15 protein-coding genes and 1 pseudogene are annotated in these 16,648 nt (G+C 50.7%); 5 read left to right on the top strand and 11 right to left on the bottom strand.

Annotated elements, in window-relative coordinates:
* The first annotated feature begins 325 nt into the window (after positions 1–325).
* The 5 genes and pseudogenes from NST08_RS03315 to NST08_RS03295 all read left to right on the top strand — a co-directional run bounded on the left by NST08_RS03315 (position 326) and on the right by NST08_RS03295 (position 4,832).
* A pseudogene (locus tag NST08_RS03315) lies at positions 326–819 on the top strand (sigma-70 family RNA polymerase sigma factor).
* Positions 816–2,063, top strand: a complete 1,248-nt coding sequence (locus tag NST08_RS03310; RefSeq protein WP_341341451.1) for an anti-sigma factor — start codon at positions 816–818, stop codon at positions 2,061–2,063. Before NST08_RS03315 ends, NST08_RS03310 begins: the two are co-directional and overlap by 4 nt.
* Before the next feature lie 72 nt (positions 2,064–2,135).
* Positions 2,136–2,714, top strand: a complete 579-nt coding sequence (locus NST08_RS03305) for a sigma-70 family RNA polymerase sigma factor (protein WP_341341450.1) — start codon at positions 2,136–2,138, stop codon at positions 2,712–2,714.
* Positions 2,704–3,810 carry a DUF4179 domain-containing protein gene (locus NST08_RS03300; protein WP_341341449.1) on the top strand — a complete coding sequence of 369 codons (1,107 nt, stop codon included), beginning with the start codon at positions 2,704–2,706 and terminating at the stop codon, positions 3,808–3,810. The genes NST08_RS03305 and NST08_RS03300 overlap by 11 nt, the downstream gene beginning before the upstream one ends.
* Before the next feature lie 29 nt (positions 3,811–3,839).
* On the top strand, positions 3,840–4,832 hold the full coding sequence (locus NST08_RS03295) for a hypothetical protein (RefSeq protein ID WP_210094189.1): 993 nt from the start codon (positions 3,840–3,842) through the stop codon (positions 4,830–4,832).
* A gap of 397 nt (positions 4,833–5,229) precedes the next feature.
* Here NST08_RS03295 and NST08_RS03290 read toward each other — a convergent pair whose 3' ends face one another.
* The 11 genes from NST08_RS03290 to NST08_RS03240 form a co-directional block, all read right to left on the bottom strand.
* Positions 5,230–6,174, bottom strand: a complete 945-nt coding sequence (locus NST08_RS03290; RefSeq protein ID WP_251535962.1) for a DUF5643 domain-containing protein — start codon at positions 6,172–6,174, stop codon at positions 5,230–5,232.
* Between the two features lie 43 nt (positions 6,175–6,217).
* Positions 6,218–7,426, bottom strand: coding sequence for a DUF4179 domain-containing protein (locus NST08_RS03285; RefSeq protein WP_341341448.1), 1,209 nt, complete (start codon positions 7,424–7,426; stop codon positions 6,218–6,220).
* Positions 7,413–7,949 carry a sigma-70 family RNA polymerase sigma factor gene (locus NST08_RS03280; RefSeq protein ID WP_223260682.1) on the bottom strand — a complete coding sequence of 179 codons (537 nt, stop codon included), beginning with the start codon at positions 7,947–7,949 and terminating at the stop codon, positions 7,413–7,415. The genes NST08_RS03285 and NST08_RS03280 overlap by 14 nt, the downstream gene beginning before the upstream one ends.
* A gap of 310 nt (positions 7,950–8,259) precedes the next feature.
* Positions 8,260–9,489, bottom strand: coding sequence for a serine hydrolase domain-containing protein (locus NST08_RS03275; RefSeq protein ID WP_040740216.1), 1,230 nt, complete (start codon positions 9,487–9,489; stop codon positions 8,260–8,262).
* A gap of 99 nt (positions 9,490–9,588) precedes the next feature.
* On the bottom strand, positions 9,589–10,257 hold the full coding sequence (locus NST08_RS03270; protein WP_084047061.1) for a pentapeptide repeat-containing protein: 669 nt from the start codon (positions 10,255–10,257) through the stop codon (positions 9,589–9,591).
* Positions 10,258–10,372: 115 nt separating this feature from the next.
* Complete coding sequence (locus tag NST08_RS03265; RefSeq protein WP_007132516.1) at positions 10,373–11,038, bottom strand: TetR/AcrR family transcriptional regulator; 666 nt, start codon at positions 11,036–11,038, stop codon at positions 10,373–10,375.
* 251 nt (positions 11,039–11,289) lie between these two features.
* The gene (locus NST08_RS03260) at positions 11,290–13,095 is read right to left on the bottom strand and encodes an NPCBM/NEW2 domain-containing protein (RefSeq protein ID WP_007132517.1); all 1,806 of its coding nucleotides are present in this window, start codon (positions 13,093–13,095) and stop codon (positions 11,290–11,292) included.
* Positions 13,088–13,765: a hypothetical protein gene (locus tag NST08_RS03255; protein ID WP_007132518.1), complete on the bottom strand. Its 678-nt coding sequence runs from the start codon at positions 13,763–13,765 to the stop codon at positions 13,088–13,090. Before NST08_RS03255 ends, NST08_RS03260 begins: the two co-directional genes overlap by 8 nt.
* A gap of 39 nt (positions 13,766–13,804) precedes the next feature.
* Entirely contained in the window at positions 13,805–14,278 is a 474-nt protein-coding gene (locus NST08_RS03250) for a DUF3574 domain-containing protein (RefSeq protein WP_007132519.1), read from the bottom strand.
* A gap of 190 nt (positions 14,279–14,468) precedes the next feature.
* A complete protein-coding gene (locus tag NST08_RS03245) occupies positions 14,469–15,068 on the bottom strand; it encodes a TetR/AcrR family transcriptional regulator (RefSeq protein ID WP_007132520.1) in 600 nt (199 codons plus the stop codon).
* A 291-nt stretch (positions 15,069–15,359) separates the two neighbouring features.
* Entirely contained in the window at positions 15,360–16,544 is a 1,185-nt protein-coding gene (locus tag NST08_RS03240) for a Gfo/Idh/MocA family protein (protein ID WP_007132521.1), read from the bottom strand.
* Positions 16,545–16,648 lie beyond the last annotated feature (104 nt).

The raw sequence follows: 16,648 nt of genomic DNA, 5'->3' as shown, positions 1-16,648 counted from the left end.
CTGTTTCCCTGCTTAAGCATATTACAAGCATTTTCTGTGTAGAGATGATAGCCCGTAGTAGCTTGCTATTATGACCTTCAAGTATCGCTCACTGCATCGCATGCCCATCTGCTAATGGAAGCCCGCTCCCGGCGGGCTTTTACTTTTGGTATTTGTTTTTGCGGTGTATGGGTAGCTGCGGTTAAGGTGCATTTCGAGAACCGGCTCTCCAGGTATATTTAGCTTTTCGAATGTGCAACAAAGCCCTGTTTCATTTTTTTACGGCGAAAAACTGTAACTTTATGCTCCGCTTATACGTGAATTACATAGAGAGGAGGGCAGGAATCTGAACAGTCTGGAATCGATATATCAATATTACGTCAAAGACGTTTACCGTTACTTGTACTCCCTCTCTTATGATCACCATACGGCAGAAGACCTGGTACAGGAAACCTTTTACCGGGCGTACCTGTACCTTGAGGATTGGAAGAATGAACGAATCAAGCCATGGCTATTTCGCGTTGCCCATAACGCTTATGTGGATTATCAGCGCAAGGCAAGCCGCAGCATCGTCAAGGATGCCGCTTTTTTCGCTCGGATGGTCGACCGGGATACGCCGAGATCACCCTGCTCCAGCAAGAAGTCCAAAGAGAAATTGGACGAATGTTGGCCGATATTCCGGAGAAGCAGCGGCAAGCGGTGCTCCTGGTGGATTTTCACCAATTCACCTACCAGGAAGCTGCGGATATTATGGGCATCACCTTATCCCATATCAAAATCACCTTATTTCGAGCCAGGCAGCGGCTGCGGGAAATGAAACGAAAGGACGGAAGGTTATGAGCGAAGATTTCAAGCAGCGATTGAGAGATTATGCGGACGGCAAGCTGACGGACGAGGAGAAAAACGAAATCGAACGGGAAATGGAGAAGCTGGAGGAATATCAGGCTTATTTAAACGAATGGATGGATAACGAACCGGACAATGCTGGATCTAAGCGCCCGGCCGATGTTCAGAACGACCTCTCACCCAAGAAGGAAAAACGCATTGTTCGCAGGGCCAAATGGAAAGCCCGAATCTCAAATACGTTGACAGTGATAACCGCATTCCTGGTGATTACCTTTCTTAGCTCGATCGGTACCGCGCTGTTCTACGGTGTCGGCGATCCGAGCCGAAACGATAAATATCGGGATGCCATTGCTTCGGCCATCTCGATCACCATGCCTAACATTAACGTTTCACTGAACAGTCAGGGCAAAACCTATTTCATGCAAGAGATATACGGAGATATGGAAAAGCAAGTAGGAAGCGAACGAGTGACTGTCGGTGAGTACACCGTCAACTTCCTGTTTGGGCTGCCTTCCGTCAATGCGGATTGGAAGAATGGCAGCTCGCGTCAATCGCAGATATTCTATCGGCCGGACCCTACTCCAGAGACTTCTTCCGCGAATCCAAATGAAGATCCCAGGGAACAGTCAAACAAACAGACAGCAAGCGCCTCTTCCGCAAAAAGCGGTGACTGGTCCCGGCTCGAGAAGCTTCCCGAAGGCACCGTGGCCGAAGCCTATGTATCGTTTAACCGTTTCTTCACTACGGATGAGCTGCTGAAGCAATTCGAGAAACGGAACATGGAGCCCGTCTGGTTTGCCGTGGATACCGGACCGGAGGACCGGTTCGGCAATCATGATGGCGTAATCACCGACCCTGTCGGCTTTCCATCCTATCCCGTCTGGCATCATGACGATTTGACGATCACCTCCTATAAGGAAGAAAAGCGCGGCTGGTTCGGCAAAATCGTGTCCAGCGGCGGACATTATCCGTCATTGGACACCTACGGGGACGGGAAGCTGCGGAATGCTCACTACATCAAATCACTGCGGCTTATGCAGGAGTATAAACTCATTAGCGAGCGGGTAGCTCCGTTCATTGACGTCGACGCTTCATTGGCTTACGTAGAGGAGAATGGCGTTCATCTCTATGGTGCCGTCATTACCGGTCCCGTCAAGGAGCTGCTGACGCTGCGCGAGGTTTCCTGGGTGCATGACCTGCGTGTCGGGGAAGTACGGCTGTGGAATTGGAACGAGTAATTATTTTTCACCGAACCTCTTGGCGACTCGGAGCGAATATATAGGTGAGGTCACATTAAAGGAGGAGCAAGCTTGCAAGGTTCAGACTTAACGCCGTGGCTGCAGCGACTAAAGGAGGGGGACAAGGAAGCATTCCGGTATGTTTATGACCGAACCGTCGATAATGTGTACCGAACAGTGGCTCTTCTTGTATCCGGCCGGCAGGATATAGAGGATATCATGAATGAAATTTATTTTAAGCTTTGGCTCTCGTTACCCAATTATGACCCCAAGCGTCCCTTTCGGAATTGGCTGCACGGAATCGCGATCCGGCAGGTTCAGGACTGGAGGCGCCGAAAATGGCGTAGATTCCGCCTGTTCGAGCGCCAAAAAATGCTTGAAATCCAGCCCGAGCATCCACGGACGGACCGGGTCATTGTATGGAACGAGACAACCCGCGAGTTGCTCGAGCTTCTAAATCATTTATCCTACAAGCTTCGGATTGTCGTTGTTCTCCGGTACTATCACGAATACAGCCTAACCGAGATTTCCGAGCTGCTCGCGGTTCCGCTCGGGACCGTGAAGTCGAGGCACCATCAAGCCTTGAAAGAGCTTCGCAAACATTCTGTAGAGCTGGATTTAGAAGAGGGAGGTGATTGCTTTGTCCATTGAAGAACGTTTGAAGGATCACATGCATCAGGCGGCCGATCATCTGAATATCCCTCAGGATCTGTATGACAGCATATTACAATCGACCGAGGAGCGCATTTCCGACAGAGAACGGTTAACCCGAAAATCACGTAATCGCAGCATCATTCGTAATGCCTTTGTGATCGGAACGGCAGCTGTTTTCATTGTCGTTGTCATCGTGTCCTCTGCCTTCATTTCCCCCGTGATGGCCGAAACCCTAAGCCGCATTCCAATGATGCATAATGTGTTTAAGCTAGCAGGCGACTTAGGATTAAAGGCAGCTGAGCAGAAAGGGTTGGCCACGGAAACGGATTACTATGACACACACGAGGGCTACACTTTGACGGCATCACAGGCTATGTTCGACGGCATGCGCGGAGCTATAGCGCTTCAACTGGATGAGGCAGGACATCCCGCCTCCCTGTTTGATCCTTTCGCTCGCGGCCAATCCGAAGCTTCATCACTAAAAAGCAAGGGTTCCTTTCAAGTGATGAGGGCCTTCATCAATGGAACAGAAGAAAGCATTACTTGGGATATCGGCCCCGGCAACGATGCGGAATCCGCCATTGTCACGATTACCGGAGCGTCTTCGGACCAAGCTGCCCGCAGGCCTGTGCTGCCGGAAACGTTTAATTTGGCGCTTGAGGTTAGGCTCGAGATGATCCCGGAGCCGTTTATCCTGCAAATTCCGATGCGCAAAAATACAGATAATCATATCCTATATCCGGAAGCGGAGAAATCATCAAGGCAAGTTAGCTGGAGGCTGGAAGAAATGGAGCGCTCCCCAGTCTCCACTCGCATGGAGCTGGTATTAAAAGAGACTTCTTCGGATGAACGGACCATTTACTTTGAAGTCGTAGGTCAAGACGGCACAGAAATAAAAATTATTGACCTCTACGCTAACGATATGAAACAAGGTTACCGTCGCTTGGACATGCTGTACGAGCCCCTTCCTTCCGATCATCAGTCATTCACGATAAAGCCGTTCCGTTATGTGTATGGAGACTCCCCTGACGCTTGGGAGAAAGAATACATCAAGGATCTGGAATTGACTGTACCGATCGAGGGAAATGACTAAAAAATTTCGAATCACTGGAGGAAACATACATGAAAAAATCGATAAAAGCAATGACGATCCTGACGGCTGCAGGCCTTTTAATGACTTCCGCACCGCTGTTGACTACGCATGCCGCAGCCAAAGCCAATACTTCTGCTGCCGCGGCTTCTTCCCTCAAAAAAATCGATCCCAAATTAATATCCGAGGCACAGAAAAAGCTGAAAGATGCAACCGGTAAAAGCTATTCTTTCAGCAAAGTGGAAAGTTGGAAAACTGGAAATGATACCGGCTGGACGCTTACGATTAAGGGAGCTCATTACAGTTACGTCAACATTACCAATAATAAAATAGACTCCATTCAACTTGAACAAAAATGGGCGGATCTGCAAAGCTCCAGCAAAGAGACTATCCAATCGGTGCTCAAGGATCTGGATGTGGAGTCGCTGCCCGAATCAGCCACGCTTACGGTCAGCTATTCCGGCAAGCAAGCCGATTCAGGCAAGGTTGAAGTGTTTACACACGTAGATAATCATTACATTACACTTCTTGACGGCAAAGTTAAGCGGGTGATGTCCACCATACCAGTTGAGTCGGTATCTCAGGACATACAGGATGCAGCGAGCGAGGTTACCAAAGGATTCCAGGGCTTGAGCCTCGGCAAACTGACGAAGGCGTCCTATGTTACCGAAAAGGGCAAATCTCATTTCGAGCTGACATTCCAAGGAACTTCCGCAAAAATGCCGATCTTTATAAGCATTGACGAAGCGTCGCGGGGAGTTACGATGTTTGAAGTATCCAGCCTTCAGGATTCCGCAGCCGAATATACCAAAGGGTATAAGAATCTAATGAATATGAGCGAGGACAAGCTCTTGCAGGCTGCCATTCCACTTGCCCAGAGCAGCATGAATCTGGATTTGACCGGGTACAAAGCTGCCAAGGATAAAGATCTTCCAGGAACCGTCCATTTTACTATGAAAAATAAACAAAGCGTAGAAGGCGTGTATAATTCGAAAGGGCAAATCTATGCTCTCAAGTTAAAGTAACCGCTGCTCCTTCTAAGACGGCTCTCTCCATAAAGTATGCCCTGATCATCGAGGAATTGAGCCCAGTGGGAGATCAATTAAAGCGTTGAAAAAATGGGTGTCGGTACGCTGATCTTCCCCCCATCAAGTAGACAGCATTAAAACGGATAGGCTTTAAGCAACCTTGGTACGGAGTTCCACCGTATCAAGGTTGTTTAAATTTTTCTGTGGCCACCTTCGGAAGTGACTTGATCCAACGCGCACCCGACGCTTCATTTTATTATAGTTGAAGACGATTAACGAAACGAAACAGCCAGTCGCCGGATATTCGGCGACTGGCTGTTTGTACATGTGCTTGTAAGGTTTTAAGCTTTTTCTCATAAACGGGTCTGTCCCCGGCGATCCTGCAAGGCGTTTGCTACTTTACGGAAACGGCCATTTCGAGCTCTTTGATATATTGTTTGACAATCTCGCCGTTTCCATCTAGCTTGAATCGACCGGAGCCGTCATCTATCACTACCGGTTTGAACGGCTTCACCGTCATGGACTTGGCAGATTTTCCGACAGCTTCTAACACGAAATCGTAGTACATATCCCCTTTCGCGTTGTTTTCGTCTGTGCCGGATCCGGAGATACGTTCGATGATATGGCCTTGATCGTCCACAAAATCAAAGAGTATGTCCTGATTTGCTTCCGGATGCTGCTTGTACCCCTCCATAATCAATTGCAGCCTGGACGAAGTCGATGTGAGTGTTGCCTTGTTCAGCTTGATGGTTACATTGCCTGATGTTTTGGTAACGTTAGGTTTCACTACAACCGGCTTTTCGGCAGTCTTTTGGACAGGAATCTTCAGCTTATACGGCTTTTTGTGGCCTTCCAGATCAACCTCGGCGGTAAACTGGAACTTGTCCGGGAATGCTTCGAGATTACCTCCGAGCTGGGAGGCATCCGTCAAGTAGATGACGGCCGTATCATTACCTTTTGGTCCCCATACCAGGGTTGGTCTTTTCGCGTGATCGCCGCCGCCATACTCGTTAATCGATTTGCCGTTAATGGCTATCCTGATATTGCTGATCGATCCCTTGCCAAGCAAGTAGTCGCCTGTCTTCTCGTCAATTTTCCCTCCGACAAGCTTCCCGTCAAATCCTTTCCCGCTGCGCTTAAGCTCAATACGGACATGGTTTCCGTCATACAGCGCTTTGGCAACGCTCAGGGTTACCCCCTCTTGGGTTACACGTTCGGATACCGCAGACTGCGCTTTCGCCGAAGGTTGGTTGGCTGCCTGCGCCGTCCCCCATGCCGCACCGCTTATAATCATCCCGGCCAAAGCCACGGAGCTCATCACTTTATATGCCTTTTTCATATTGATTCCTCCTGATTAAGTTTGTTATCGTCCTGTATCATCTTTATTGCTGTCGATCGTCATACAGCTGCTTCAAGCCGGCCTGATCGACCGGAATCGTGATTTCAAGCTCGTCCAAGTACGTCTTTAATACGTCCCCGTTTTCGTCGGTTTTAAATGATCCGCTCTTTTGGGAAGGATCCACGAGCTCGGGCTTAAACACTTTGAGCGTGACCGTTCGGGGAGCCTCCGCAAAGCGGTCAAACAGCAGCTCCTCCCGTTCTTGCCGGTGGTTGTCCTCCGAATATATCCCCAATCCGCCCACCATTTCCAGAACTCTGCCCTGCTCGTCCCACACCTCAAACAGCAGGGTCTCATCGCTGAGCGCTTTGTCCGGATTCGTCTGCTCAATATTCATCAGAATGCCGGTCGTGATCGGCGTGAATTTAAGCTGCTCCAGCGTTAATTGAATGCCGTTCCACTCCCTGGTTTCTTTGAGAGGCAGGGTGATCTGATCTGTGCTTTTGCGGACAGGAATTTCCATCACGAACGGCTTCGCAATCCCTTCCAGCGTGATGTTCACTGTCAATTGAAATTCGTCAGGCATACGGATCCCGGCCTCGTCCAGGGACATATTCAGCATTTCGAATAATGCGCTGTTCGGGTCCGAAGTCGGCTTGCCCGATAGCCCTGGTCTTGCGCCCAGGTCATAGTCATCAATCGAGGTGCCGTCGATTTGCATTTCGACCCGGGTAATCGCGCCTCTTGGATAGATATCTTTCGGAGTATTGCCTTCCTGCTTGGTCGTATGCTCCAGGATAGCGCCCACCAAGCCTTCACCCTCCCGTTTAACGGCCATCGACAGACGGGTTCCATCATAGACGACCTCCGGTATGCTGAGCTTTATGCCTTCTTGCTCGGCGCTGACGCTCAGCGGAGTAACCAGCCCGCGCTCTTCCGCCGTCTGCAGCCCCAGGTCGTTAACCATCTGAAAGATGCTCCCGATCAGCGGGACCTTTTTGAGCGATTCCGCCATAATCGGAGATACATAAGCGCTGCTCATCACCCCGATAAAGGCTGCAGCCGCTGCGCCAATGGCGAAGGTACGCATCCTGCCCGAGCGCTGCTTCCGGCCGGTTCTGGTCTGCATCGGCAGGTCGGCCAGCGATGCATAAACTTCATCCTGACGCTGCCGAATCAAATCCGGCACCCCGGCCGCCAGCTTTTCTTTTCCTGTCTTCCGGAGTTCCTGGTCTAAGTCAAAAGGCTTCATACGCCAGCCTCCCTTCCCGTGATTGCTTTACCCGTTCCGCTAGAATCCCGCGCGCCCGGTGCAGGCGTGCCCGGACAGCCCCCTCCGAAATTTCCAGTATGCTTGAGATCTGCTTAATGGGTAAATCCTGAAAATAAAACAAATGAATGACGATTCGCAATGATTCATCCAGGTGATCGACGGCTTCACGAAGGTCCAGCTTGTGGCTGTCCCCGTAATAATCCGCGGAGCTGGCCGTTTCCGGAACCTCGGCCATGGCAACCGTTCGTTCCCGGCTGCGAAGCAGCTGGTTGCACTCATTGATCAAAATCCGGATCACCCAGGTTTTAAAATACTTCGGCTGCTGCAATGTCGACAAAGCTTTATATGCCTTCAGGGTCGTTTCCTGAAAGACGTCCGCACAATCTTCATCGCGTCTTACAATGGTCTTTGCCAAGCAGTACAGCTCGGGTTCCAGCTGGCGGAAGAGTCGAATAAACGCTTCCCGATCTCCCCGCTGTGCCCGCTTGACCTCCGATTCCATGTTCTGCACGATTTTATTCATCTCCTTTTGAGGGCCCTCTATAAGATTAGATGGGCTTGTCTTGCGAAAGGTTATATTTCGAGCAAAAAAAGATCGCCAGGCTCCTGACTCTAAGATCAGGGAGGGCGATCTTCTTGCGATCCAACCATATTCTGCTGCTTCAATTTTAACATACCAGCTATCAAAAATGTCCTAAACATATGAATTCATTCGTAAAGATGATCAAGGTTTAGAGAAGTACTTTCTCCAAAAGCCGTTATTGGTTGGTGTCGTGAGTTATCGGCGGACTGACCAGCCCGCGGGCTCGATATCAGTCTTCGATTGCCTGATATACCATGGTCCAGAAGTCGTGGATAAGATGCGCCGAATCCGGGGTGGACATCCCGACCTGGGTGAGCAGGATTCCGGTCAGCTGTTTGGCCGGGTCCGCGTACGCCGAGGTGCCGCTTCCGCCGTCCCAGCCGAACTGACCGATGGACGCATAGTCGCCGCGGTAGGTGCGCACCGCCATTCCGAAGCCCCAGCCGCCGTGCTGCCCTTGGCCATGCGACAGGTGGACGTTGTTTTTGGCCAAGTCGTCCCGGAATGCTTGCTGCTCGGGCGTGAGTCGGTTCGTGCTCATCAGCTCGACAGCGGGCCGGGACAGGATCCGTTCGTTCCCGTGCATCCCTTGGTTCAGCAGCATTCGTAAAAATGCGTCATAGTCGTCGACGGTGGAGAGCAGTCCGCCGCCGCCTGCTTGGAACGCTGGCGGCTTACTGTAGCGTCCGCCGCACGCCTCATCCCATACGATGAACTCGCCGGTCTGCGGATCGGGAACGTAGGCCGGAGGCAGCCGGTCAATTTTGCCTTCGGGCACGTAGAAGCCGGTATCCTTCATCCCCAGCGGATCAAAGATGCGTTCGCGCAGGAACGTCTCGAATGTCTGACCGGTAACCCTCGCAACGAGTACGCCGAGCACTTCGTTGCTCATGTGGTACTGCCACCGTTCTCCGGGCTGGTAGCATAGCGGGAGCGTACCCAGGCGGCGCATCCACTCATCCGGCTCCGGCATCTCCTGCCCTGGCGTGTCAAATAATCCATTCTCGAAGATCGCGTTTTGGATCGGGGAGCCCATTAACGTCATATCCACTCCGAGTCCGAACGTAGAGGTCAACAGATCCCGCACGGTGATCGGTCGCCGTGCCGGCACGGTTTCGTCCAGCGGGCCGTCAGGTCGCTTCAGCACCTGCCGGTTGGCGAGCTCGGGCAGCCACTTATCTACCGGGTCATCCAGATGCAGCTTGCACTCGTCGAGCAGGACCATCACCGCCGCGGCTCCGATCATCTTGGAAGTGGACGCCATCCGGAAGATCGTGTCCCGGCGCATCGGCGCGCCGCCGTCATGGCGCATCGTGCCGATCGCTTCGACGTGCGTCTCCCCGTTTCGGCTGACGAGGGCGACGAGCCCTGGTATCTTCCCGGAATCCACATGACTTGCCAGCACGTCGCGCATTCTGCGCAGCCCTTTGTCGGTAAATCCTTTGTTGCTATGTCCCATTGCAATCTTATTCATTTGATATCCCTCACTTAAATTTTTTTTGTAAATCCCATTGTTTTTAAACTACACTTTCGCCCGGCTTGGCGTTTTCCATTTGTCTTAAACAACCGTAACCTTGGACAGATTAGCCTCCAAGCCTTTAAGCGCCGCATAGGTCAGCTTATCCATCGTTGCGCCGTCAAAGCAGATGGTTTTGATGGCACGGTAATACTTCTTGGACAACGAAGATCCTTGGAAAGACGAATTCTTGATTACCGCCCCCTTGAACGAAACGCCGTTCAACCCCGCCTTGTCAAACCTGACGCCGATGAAGGTTTGGCCGTCAAGCACCAGCCCTGTCAGATCGCTATTTGTGAAGTCTGCCCCGTCGAACATACAATTTTCAAAGACGGTGTTTCTAAGATCGGTCATCGTCAGATTGACGTCGGTCAGCTTGGCATCCAGGAATGTTGCTCCGGCCAACCTCGACTTACTGAAGTCGGTGCGCACAAGGACCGTTTTATTGAAGCTTGCATTGGCCAGGTCAAGGGTAGACAGGTTGCAGTCCGTCAGATTCGTGCCGTCAAAATGGGCACCGTGTACGTCGCTGCTCTTAAACGAACTGCCGGTCAAATCAGCGCCCGAAAAGTCGGAACCCGAGAGCGAGCTGCTTTTAAACTGTCCATTGTGGGCCGTAACGCCTGCAAAGTCGCTTTTCGCCAGATTGCTTGCGTTAAAGCTTGTCACTACTTGCCGATCCTGCGAGTTAGAGGTTTTGGTTTGATTCATAAATATTCACATCTCCCTTATAATTAGTTTTCTAATGATCACTTTTGAGCCAGGTCACCTATTCATACCAACCGATGGTATGTATAGGCTTAAAAATAAGCTGCCTCTCGGCAGTTTAGTTTTCTTTGCTGACTTCTCTCGCTGACACTCGAAACAATTCCTCGTATCGTTGATACATTTGCTCATCGAACAGATCAAGCCCCAGGCCTTTCAATATTTCATCGAAAAATCTTACCTTATGCAGCATCATCTCGGGGGAAGCCTCAATGACCTCCGGGTTTAGCCAAATATTGGTGAGAATCACCAGGACTTCGCTAAGCTCCCTTGGATAGTCGGTTCGGATCGAGCCGTCCCGCATTCCCTGTTCGATAATGGGCTGGATATAGACGGGTACGGCTTTTTCGAGGATGTTCTCGATCTGGGCCGCCAGCAGCTTCGGATTACGCAAGAGGTTCGGCCCCACCGATGCCAGTTCGTTGCTGGCAGCATTGTCGAGAGAGGCTTGAGAAATCTTGCGGAGCTTCTCCAGTCCGTTCAGCCCTTTATCATCCCGGATGCCGGACAGCATCTCGTCAACGCCTTTGAACGCATGATCGATGACGGCCTGCCAGATCTCTTCCTTCGACTTGAAGTGATGATAAATTGCTCCTTTTGTCAGTCCGCCCAGCTCGTTGATAATATCCTGAATGGAGGTCTGCTCGTATCCCTTTTGCATGAACAGGTTAAGAGCCACGGTTAGGATTTGATTGATGGTTTCTTCCGGATATTTATTTCTTGCCATTCGTTTTCACCTTTCATACATTCGGTTGGTATGTATTGAATATATCCGATGAATCTTTTGGTGTCAACCTCTAATTCGTTATTTTTATAAAATTCTTTGTCGTTATGTATCATGAACAACTTTCGCCGGCTGCTGCACCATTAGTCAACCTTCCTGAAATCAATATTTGATTATCCGCCGTCTTCAGTAGGGGGTCGTGGGGACCCGCAAAAAGGATTGAAAACCGGCCTGCAGCAGGCCGGTTCAATGCTTTACGGCGTAAGAACGCCGTCGCCGATAATAATTCGCTGGGTCTCGCCATATTTGCCGGGAGTAGGAGCGATGATAAACTCCAGCGTGCGGACGCCGCTCACATTCACATCAAGGTCCAGCGGAGCGGACTTTGCCGAACTGAACGACAGTATTTTCAACACTTTTCCGTCGCCCATGACCTTGACCTTGCTGCTTCCGTACTCGCCTCCGGCGGTCAGCTTGTCGACTGCGGCTTTCGCGGTCAATCGCTTATATTGCTGGTTCAAGCCGACTGAAAAGGAGGGTGACTCGGTCCAATGATATTTCTGGATAAAGGCGATTCCGTCGGCGAACAGATTGCCGCTCCCGTCTTCCAGAAACGTATCGTTCCATTCATCGAAGCCTTCGGTGACGTCCGTTTCTTCGCCGGGAACGATGATCTGCTGCGTTAATAGTTCTTGGCCCAACGGAGCATATTCCTTCCCGGTCGCGAGGTCGATGTTTACTTGAACTCCCGCAATGTAAAATTTCAGGTACTTGGCTTCAGCTGGAATTCTGTGACGTAAATCGAACTGTACGGCAAACTCTTTACCCACCCCGGCGAACAGTTCCTCGTTCATCCAATTAGAGTCGAAAAGTTCATGGGACGGCACGTAGAGCGACGCAGGGGTTTCAAGACTGACATCTGCGCCCGACGTCAGCTTGCCTTCGACGGTTACCGTACGTTCCTGGATGGCGATCTTGCTGATCTCGACCGTCATCTTGCCGTTCACGGCGCTCAAGGAAGGCTGGAGCTCCGTGTCCGGCAACGCCGCGACCTCCTTGAGCGTTGCCGTCTCGCCTGCAGGTCCGATTTCGGCTTTTTTGTACGTTTCGTCTTCGTTCATACCGAATCGATAGTCGAGCCGGACGAGCGTGTGGGCCGGATCATCCGACACCGGCTGGTATGCAATGGTGTGGTCCGGAAAATGGCGGAACGTGGTGTCATCCTCGTCCAGCTCGACCGAACTGCCGTCACTGAATACGGCCTGGATTTCCGGGGCAACCTTCGTGGACGCAAGCCGGATTTCCCCTTCATATTTGTAAACCAGCACAAGCTCGTTCTGTCTTACCCCTTCGCCAAGGAACGTAATTTTGCCTGCATCATTTTGCAGGAGCACTACTTCCCGATTGTTGTACGTGACCGGAAATTCGATATACTTCGCTTTTTCCATCTCGATCCGGGAGGAAAAATCCTCCGGAATGCTCCCCACCACCTCGGAGAAGCCGTCCGCGAATTGTCGCAGCTCCGCTACGCCGCTTTCGGCAACATCAAACTCGAGTTTCCCGATACTGGCTTCGATCCCGCTCACAATCGGATCGATTCTCTTGGTTTTGATGTCATTCATGAATTGATTTCGCAAATCCGAGATTTCCTTGTACAAGGAGGTCGTTGAGAACTCTTCGAGGTTTGATTGAATATCGTTTAGCTCCCCGTTCATTCGGACGACTTCCTCCGCCTCTGCATTCTCGATATCGAGGCCTGCTACCGCCTTTTTCACTTCCTCGGTGCGCGATTTCAGTTCATCCAGTCGGCCCTTCAGTTCTTCAGCGTTCATCAGCAGCTCACTGGCGATAACGAGCCGTCCTTCGCCGTACTTCAACTTTTCAGGGTCCATCTCCGTTACTTTGCGGTACTGGGCAATGGCGGTATCCACGTCCAGGCTCTCCATCGCCTTATCGGCCGCCGCCATGAGCTTCTCGTACTCTCCGCCGCCGCTGCTGCAGCCGGCCAGCAACCAGAGGCATCCCAATATCCCGACCCATGCACGATTTCGGTTACGCATTCGGAGCGTTTCCTCCTTTCGTCCCGGACGCTGCGTTCCGGAACCGCCCTTTCCGATAGATGATATACGCCGCGATGATGACGGCCAGCAGCACGCCAACCCATACCATCCACGACCTATTCGCAGATGGTTCGTAGACGATGACCGCTTCATCTGAGGCCAGTTGGAGCGTTCGAGGCTTGCCTTCGGCAGCGGTTCCGCCGGTGGCATACAGAATATTGCCCGGCACCGTAACCGTAATTTCCATATCATCGTCCAGGTTCAGATAGACGACAGGCTTATCCGCAATCTTCTCGATGTCCCCGGGCGCTTCGACCAGCTCGTTGATCCGCTCGGGATAGAGCCTCTTCATATCCGCAACCGTCGCCAGCAGCGAGTCTTCCCCGCCACTCAGCGCGGTCAGGCTATCGAACGAAACCGTTGCGTCGACTTTTCCGTCCTTCTCCTTGAAACTGTCCAGCCGGATGACTTCTTTCCCGGCATCCGCGTTCGCGTTCGTGATCTCCTTCTCGAGTTCCTCCTTCAGTTCATCGGCGGATATCATCCCCGAAAGATCGACCGAAAACTTCCCTTTACCCGAGCCGTCATCATGGATGACGAGATCCAGCTTTCCGCATCCCGTCAAGACGACAAGCATCATAAGGGACAAGGCGATTACGATTTTTCTCATCTTCTATCTCCCGCCTATCGATAGTTGTGTACCAGCAGCTTACTCGATAAAGTACATCTTGCCGTCCACTTCGAGCGATACGGAAGATTGGCCTAGCTCCACTTTCATTTTTTTGGCATAATCGACAACCTGATTAATTGCGGCTTTATCCAGCTTCTCCGCGAACGCGTAGACAATCGTCACTTTTTCCTTGATCAGCTTCTTATTGTCGTCCACCCAGGCTCCCGTACCTTCAACCGCCGTAGCCCCTCCGAACCAGCCTGAAAACTGGGTAAGCGCTTGGTCGACGAACTTTTCGTGCGCCTCTTCGGTAATCGGAATATCGCCGTTCACCGTGGAAGGAACGTAAATTTTCACAACGTGCCCGAGTTGAAACTGGCCGTCCAGGGCGCTTCCGGCGGTGCCGTTCGCACCGGAGCTGCCTTCCGCTGAACTGAAAGACTGCTGCACGGGTGCAATGAAAAAAGCCAATACGAAAACAACAGACAGCGCGGCAAGCCACATCTTCTTCATGATTTTCAGATCTCCTTTGTCAGGTCAAATTAAATACCTACCGGTCGGTATTTACTTCACCAGTATAGAATGTGCAGATTTCATGCACAATGGGAACTTAGTCTTATAAAAATGGCCGTTTGGTTCCAAAGACAACGGTGGAATCGGACCGACGGAAAACGCGGCAATGAGGATATGGAGCGAACAAAATTCACTCCTTCGTAAGCTGATCAGATTGTAATACCCCTAAAAAAACCTCCATCATATCTTCCAACGGTACTTGTTCGTCGATGTAATGCTGGATATTGTACCCCATAAACAAAGCGACTCCTACCGTAAATATTCTTTCGGAATCAAGCGTTTTGTTGATGAACCCTTCCTTCTTCATCTCGTCGAAATAGGGGATCAGATTATGCTTCCATTCATCGATCAACGCCTTCAGTTTTTCATGGACGTTAGGCAATTGCCGGGAAACCATCGCCGATTGCAGCAGAAGCTGGGAGAAACCCTTTTGATATGATTCTTTTAATGTCAGCTTGGATGATTCCATATAACTATCCATTAAGTTCTGATTCTTCCGGTCCAAAATATGCTGCAGTCCTTCAAAATATTCGCGAAAGCTTTCTCTCAGAATCCGGATCAGAAATTCTTCCTTCGATTCAAAATGGGCATAGAACGCCCCTTTGGACAATTGCGCTTTCTTGACGATTTGATCAATGCTGGTGCTTGTATATCCCTGCTCCGAAAACAAATCGATTCCGACCTCGATGAGCTTCCGCACGGTACGTTCGGACATTTCTCTGTGTTTCATTGCATACTCCCCTGTAAATTATTTAATATATCCGAGTATAACATAACGCGGTCCCGCCGCCGAAATAGGGTCACATCAGGTCGATGTGCCATCACAAATTCTGCTGCCCCGATTTAACATAGCAGCTGCAAAAAGAAGCCAAGAGCACGCCTGCTCTTGGCTTCTTAATCACCAACAAATGAAAAATGAAGCTCCAATGCTCCATATGATTACGCTTGTTCGTTCCTAGACTTGTTCAGATTGCCGTTTCCCAAAAAAACGTCGGGGCGTCGTTCATTCCATCGCTTTTGATCATTGTGATATGCCTCCAACATGATCCTTTTGTGCGCCATAATTGCTTCCTGTCGTGATTTTCATCTCCGTAAAATTCTCAACGCTCTTGCCCTTTTCGTAAAAATAAGGAACATTCCCTTTAACACCATCCTGCGTATAGAAAGGATCGTCCTTTCGCAGCGGAAGCTGCACGTTCTCTCCCGTGCTCGCGGATTTGTAAATGCTCATGATCAACTCCAATGTGCTGCGGCCGCTTTCTCCGTCGATGAGCACCGGTGTTCCATGCTCGATCGCGCTCAGCATATTGTCGATCTGACCGGTATGGCCCTCGTACGGCAAATCCGGCAATTCGTCATAGTATTTCTGAATTTTCTCTTCCAGCTTCAGATCGCGTTCAGGGAATCCGTTCGGCAAAGAAATGGAGGCCGTGACCCGCCAAGGTGCGGAAATCCGGGCAAACTGCCCTTGGAAGACGTATTGCTGCTCTTCGCCGTGGTGAACAACCGAGCTGGTAAGCTGCCCCAAGGCTCCATTCGGATATTTCATCATCGCAATGGATAAATCCTCAACCTCCGCATTATCATGAGCAACGTTGCTCATATAGGCTTGTATTTGGCTTGGACGACCGAGCATCCAAAGCAATCCATCAATATGATGTACGGCATGATTTAGAGTAGGGCCTCCCCCTTCTTTCTCCCAAGTGCCGCGCCACCATAAGTCGTAATAACAATGGCCTCGCCACCAGAAAGAATCCACTTGAGCATGCAGAATCTTGCCGGCCATGCCGCTGTCCAATATGTGCTTCAGCTTCATAATCGGGTTTCTGAATCGGTTCTGGGCGATAACGGACAACAGCTTACCGCTATTCTGTGCCGCTTCGATCATATCGTCACATTCCTTAAGCGACGCTGCCATAGGCTTCTCAACAACGACATGGCTTCCTGCATTCAGAAAATCGACCGTAACCTGCGCATGAACATACGGAGGCATACAGATGGAAACGAGATCGATTCCGTCTTTGAGCAGTTCTTTATAATCTTGTACGATTTTGGCATCTAGTCCGTACTGCTCCCGCCTCGCTTCTGCCTTCTCGGGATAAAGATCGCATAGGGCAACAATTTTACAGCGGTCCTCGAATTGCAGATATGCTTCGATATGACTGGGTGAAATTGCTCCCGTACCTATAATTGCAACCTTTAACATACGTTTTTGCCTCCCAACTTTGTTTTATATAAAGAAGTGTAGCTGGGGCAGCCTTGCAAATGTATTTTGTTATGGGGGGAAAATAACGCTGTGTTGCGGATTGT

Origin of the sequence: Paenibacillus sp. FSL K6-1566 (assembly GCF_038050475.1) — a bacterium.
GTDB lineage: Bacteria > Bacillota > Bacilli > Paenibacillales > Paenibacillaceae > Paenibacillus_AQ > Paenibacillus_AQ lactis.
This window is presented reverse-complemented; position numbering and strand designations above follow the sequence as displayed.

Coding starts and splice junctions, on each gene's coding strand:
- NST08_RS03310 (WP_341341451.1), top strand. CDS start 816: ATGAGCGAAGATTTCAAGCAGCGATTGAGAGATTATGCGGACGGCAAG.
- NST08_RS03295 (WP_210094189.1), top strand. CDS start 3,840: ATGAAAAAATCGATAAAAGCAATGACGATCCTGACGGCTGCAGGCCTT.
- NST08_RS03290 (WP_251535962.1), bottom strand. CDS start 6,174: ATGAAAAAGGCATATAAAGTGATGAGCTCCGTGGCTTTGGCCGGGATG.
- NST08_RS03285 (WP_341341448.1), bottom strand. CDS start 7,426: ATGAAGCCTTTTGACTTAGACCAGGAACTCCGGAAGACAGGAAAAGAA.
- NST08_RS03280 (WP_223260682.1), bottom strand. CDS start 7,949: ATGGAATCGGAGGTCAAGCGGGCACAGCGGGGAGATCGGGAAGCGTTT.
- NST08_RS03275 (WP_040740216.1), bottom strand. CDS start 9,489: ATGGGACATAGCAACAAAGGATTTACCGACAAAGGGCTGCGCAGAATG.
- NST08_RS03270 (WP_084047061.1), bottom strand. CDS start 10,257: ATGAATCAAACCAAAACCTCTAACTCGCAGGATCGGCAAGTAGTGACA.
- NST08_RS03265 (WP_007132516.1), bottom strand. CDS start 11,038: ATGGCAAGAAATAAATATCCGGAAGAAACCATCAATCAAATCCTAACC.
- NST08_RS03260 (WP_007132517.1), bottom strand. CDS start 13,095: ATGCGTAACCGAAATCGTGCATGGGTCGGGATATTGGGATGCCTCTGG.
- NST08_RS03255 (WP_007132518.1), bottom strand. CDS start 13,765: ATGAGAAAAATCGTAATCGCCTTGTCCCTTATGATGCTTGTCGTCTTG.
- NST08_RS03250 (WP_007132519.1), bottom strand. CDS start 14,278: ATGAAGAAGATGTGGCTTGCCGCGCTGTCTGTTGTTTTCGTATTGGCT.
- NST08_RS03245 (WP_007132520.1), bottom strand. CDS start 15,068: ATGAAACACAGAGAAATGTCCGAACGTACCGTGCGGAAGCTCATCGAG.
- NST08_RS03240 (WP_007132521.1), bottom strand. CDS start 16,544: ATGTTAAAGGTTGCAATTATAGGTACGGGAGCAATTTCACCCAGTCAT.